4 protein-coding genes are annotated in these 4,197 nt (G+C 71.7%); 3 read left to right on the plus strand and 1 reads right to left on the minus strand.

All coding sequences use genetic code 11. The features are described 5' to 3' along the window. The first annotated feature begins 71 nt into the window (after positions 1-71). From AC3XYG_RS22115 to AC3XYG_RS22125, 3 genes are read left to right on the plus strand one after another with little or no spacing between them, the layout of a single operon-like run. The gene (locus AC3XYG_RS22115) at positions 72-1,250 is read left to right on the plus strand and encodes an acetyl-CoA C-acyltransferase (protein WP_489142027.1); all 1,179 of its coding nucleotides are present in this window, start codon (positions 72-74) and stop codon (positions 1,248-1,250) included. A 15-nt stretch (positions 1,251-1,265) separates the two neighbouring features. Then, on the plus strand, positions 1,266-2,486 hold the full coding sequence (locus AC3XYG_RS22120; protein WP_489142028.1) for an acyl-CoA dehydrogenase family protein: 1,221 nt from the start codon (positions 1,266-1,268) through the stop codon (positions 2,484-2,486). Positions 2,487-2,496: 10 nt separating this feature from the next. Then, positions 2,497-3,654: an acyl-CoA dehydrogenase family protein gene (locus tag AC3XYG_RS22125; protein ID WP_489142029.1), complete on the plus strand. Its 1,158-nt coding sequence runs from the start codon at positions 2,497-2,499 to the stop codon at positions 3,652-3,654. A gap of 3 nt (positions 3,655-3,657) precedes the next feature. Here AC3XYG_RS22125 and AC3XYG_RS22130 read toward each other — a convergent pair. Continuing rightward, a partial coding sequence (locus AC3XYG_RS22130; RefSeq protein ID WP_489142030.1) for a hypothetical protein occupies positions 3,658-4,197 on the minus strand: 540 nt, incomplete at its 5' end.

Genomic DNA, 4,197 nt, shown 5'->3' on the forward strand with positions numbered 1-4,197 from the left:
AAGCTGCTGGCCCGCGCCCTGATCGAAGAGGAGCGCGCCAAGGCCGCGGCACCCGAGAAAGGCCCCGCCCCATGACCGAAGCCGTCATCGTCGCCACCGCCCGCACCCCGATCGGCAAGGCCCATCGCGGCAGCCTGAACCTGGTCAAGGGCGCCGACCTGGCCGCCCATGCCATCCGGGCGGCGGTCGAGCGCGCCCGGATCGACCCGGCCGAGGTCGAGGAGGTGGTGCTGGGCTGCGGTTATCCCGAAGCCGCCACCGGCGGCAATGTCGCCCGCCATGCCGCGCTGGTCGCCGGCCTGCCCGTCGCCTCCACCGGCGTCACCGTCAGCCGCTTCTGCGCCTCCGGCCTTGAGGCCATCGCCCATGCCGCGCGCCGGGTCATCCTGGACGGCGTGCCGGTGGCGGTGGCCGGCGGTGTCGAATCGATCAGCCTGGTGCAGCCGACGGTGCGGCGCGAGCTGGTGCAGAACGACTGGCTGACGGCGCACAAGCCGGCGATCTACACGCCGATGATCGAGACCGCCGACATCGTCGCCGCCCGCTACGGCATCAGCCGCGAGGCGCAGGACGAATTCGCGCTGGAGAGCCAGCGCCGGACCGCGGCGGCGCAGGAGGCCGGCCGGCTGGACGCCGAGATCGTGCTGATCACCGCGACCCGCGCCGTCACCGACAAGGCAACCGGCGAGATCCGGCACGAGACCGCCACCCTGGCGCGCGACGAGGGCAACCGGCCGGACACGACGCTGGCGGGGCTGGCCAGACTGGCACCGGTGCGCGAGGGCCAGTTCGTCACCGCCGGCAATGCCAGCCAGCTGTCGGACGGCGCCTCGGCCTGCGTCGTGATGTCGGCGGCCGAGGCAGCGCGGCGCGGGCTGCAGCCGCTGGGCAGCTTCCGCGGTTTCGCCGCCGCCGGCTGCGAGCCCGACGAGATGGGCATCGGCCCGGTCTTCGCCGTGCCCCGCCTGCTGCAGCGCAACGGCCTGACTGTCGACGACATCGGGCTGTGGGAGCTGAACGAGGCCTTCGCCTCGCAGGCGCTGTACTGCCGCGACCGGCTGGGCATCCCGTCCGACCGGCTGAATGTCGATGGCGGCGCCATCGCCATCGGCCATCCCTTCGGCATGAGCGGCGCCCGGCTGGTCGGCCACGCCTTGATCGAGGGCAAGCGCCGCGGCGTGCGCCATGTCGTGGTCACAATGTGCGTCGCCGGCGGCATGGGCTGCGCCGGCCTGTTCGAGATCCACTGAGAAGGACGCGCCGCCATGGATCTGCGCTTCACGCCCGAGGAGATCGCCTTCCGCGACGGGCTGCGCCAGTTCTTCCGCAGCGAGATCCCGGCCGGGATCCGCCACCGGGTCAGCGAGGGGCAGGAGCTGGCGAAGGACGACATCGTCACCTCGCAGCGCATCCTGAACGCCCATGGCCTGGCCGTGCCGCACTGGCCGGCGGACTGGGGCGGCCGGGACTGGACGCCGATCCAGCGCTACATCTTCACCGAGGAGCTGCAGCAGGCGGCGGTGCCGCTGCCGCTGCAGTTCAACTGCTACATGATCGGGCCGGTCATCGCCGCCTTCGGCTCCGACGCCCAGAAGCGCCGCTTCCTGCCGCGCATCGCCAATCTGGACGACTGGTGGTGCCAGGGCTTCTCCGAGCCCGGCGCCGGATCCGATTTGGCCTCGCTGCGCACCCGGGCGGTGCGCGACGGCGACCACTATGTCGTCGACGGCCAGAAGACCTGGACCACGTTGGGCCAGCATGCCGACTGGATCTTCTGCCTGGTGCGGACCGACCCGGCGGCGAAGAAGCAGGCCGGCATCTCCTTCCTGCTGATCGACATGACGACGCCGGGGGTCACCGTGCGGCCGATCATCACCATCGACGGCCGGCACGAGGTCAACGAGGTGTTCTTCGACGGCGTCCGCGTGCCGGCGGAGAACCTGGTGGGCGAAGAGAACAAGGGCTGGGACTACGCCAAGTTCCTGCTGGCGAATGAGCGCACCGGCATCGCCCGCATCGGCCTGTCGAAGGAGCGGATCGCCCGGGTCAAGCGGCTGGCGCGGACGGTGCCGGCCGGCGCCGGCACGATGTGGGACGACCCGGCCTTCCGCAGCCGCGTCGTGGCCGCCGAGGTCGAGCTGAAGGCGCTGGAGATCACCCAGATGCGCGTGGTCGCGGCGCAGCATCGCAGCAATGGGGGGAACGGCGAGGGCGGCGGCAAGCCGGACCCCGCCTCCTCGATCCTCAAGATCAAGGGGTCGGAGCTGCAGCAGGTGGCGACCGAGCTGCTGCTGGATTTGGCCGGGCCCGCCGCACTGGCCTGGCGTGCCGACGATTCGGTGCCGGGCAACAACGACCTGCTGGCCGACCTGGACTGGGCGGGTTTCGCCGCGCCGACCTATTTCAACGCCCGCAAGGTGTCGATCTACGGCGGCTCGAACGAGATCCAGCACAACATCATCGCCAAGGCCATCCTCGGCCTGTGAGGGGCAGCCCATGAACTTCGACATCGACGACGAACAGCGGATGCTCAAGGACAGCGTCGACCGGCTGATCGCCGACGCCTATGGCGCGTTCGAGCAGCGGCAGGCCCGCCGCCAGGGCCCGCGCGGCTGGGACGAGGCGGTGTGGCGCGGCTTTGCCGAAATGGGGCTGACCGCCCTGCCCTTCGCCGAGGAGGATGGCGGCTTCGGCGGCGGCCCGGTCGAGACCGCGATCGTGATGGAGGCGATCGGCCGCGGCCTGGCGCTGGAGCCCTATCTCGCCACCGTGGTGCTGGCCGGGTCGGTGCTGCGCCTGGCCGGCAGCGCGGCCCAGCGCGCCCGGCTGGTGCCCCACATCGCCGCCGGCACGACGACGCTGGCCTTCGCCCATTCCGAGCGCCAGGCCCGCTATGATCTGCATGATGTCGCCACCTCGGCCGCGCCGGCGGCCGGCGGCGGCTTCGTACTGGACGGGCTGAAGACCGCGGTGCTGCATGGCGACGGCGCCGACTGGCTGGTGGCCAGCGCCCGCACAGCCGGCTGCCGCCGCGACCGCGACGGCATCACCCTGTTCCTGGTCGACCCGGCGGCGCCGGGGGTGACGGTGCAGGGCTATCCCACCCAGGACGGGCTGCGCGCCGCCGAAATCGCCTTTTCCGGCGTCCAGCTTCCGGCCGAGGCGGTGATCGGCACCATCGGGGTCGCGCTGCCGGTGATCGAGGCAGTCGCCGACATCGCCATCGCCGCCCTGGCGGCCGAAGCGGTCGGGGCGATGGACGCGCTGCATGGGCTGACCGTCGATTATCTCAAGACCCGCCAGCAATTCGGTGTTGCCATCGGCAGCTTCCAGAGCCTTCAGCACAAGGCGGTCGACATGATGATCGCGCTGGAACAGGCGCGATCGATGGCGCTGTACGCCGCCATGATGCTGGATGCCGACCCGGCGGAGCGCCGCACCGCCCTGTCGGCCGTCAAGCTGCAGGTCAACCGCTCCGCCCGGCTGGTCGGGCAGATGGCGATCCAGCTGCATGGCGGCATCGGCCTGACCATGGAGTACAAGGCCGGCCATCTGTTCAAGCGGCTGAGCATGATCGAGCTGCTGTTCGGCGACGCCGACCACCACCTGCGCGCCCTGTCCGACGCCGGCGGCCTGCTGGCCCCGGCGGCGTGAGCGTCAGCCGGTGTCGGGCGTGGACGGGCTGCGGTCCCGGGGGTCTGCATAGGGCGACCCTGGCGCCTGGTCGCGGGCCTCGGCCAGCGCCCAATCCTCGCCGGCCCATTGCGACCAGTCGGGCTTGAGGCCCAGGCCCCGGCAGATCAGGGCGACGGTCGCGCCCAGCGGGCGGTCCTGGAAATCCGGGTCCAGATCGGGATCGAGCCCCGCGAGCCGGCCCCGCAGCTTGAACACCAGGGGGTATGGGTTGACCGGCACGCACTGGGTGATGGCCTCTTCGACGATGCATTCGACCCGGCGCGTGCGCCATTGCTTGCGCACCTGGTCGGCCGCTTCGGTCCGCGTGGTCGTGGCGGCCTGCTGCGGCCCGTACAGATTGCGGGCGATGCGGGACTGCACCGCCGTGATCTGGACGACCACCCGGGCGTGGCGCTGGAACGCGGCCCTGGCCTCCGTGATCCGGACGCGGGCGGCATCCGGGTCGGGCTTGCCGGGCTCGGCCGGCACCGGATCCATAACCTCGGCGTGCGTCGCGTCAGC

Source organism: Inquilinus sp. (assembly GCF_057815775.1).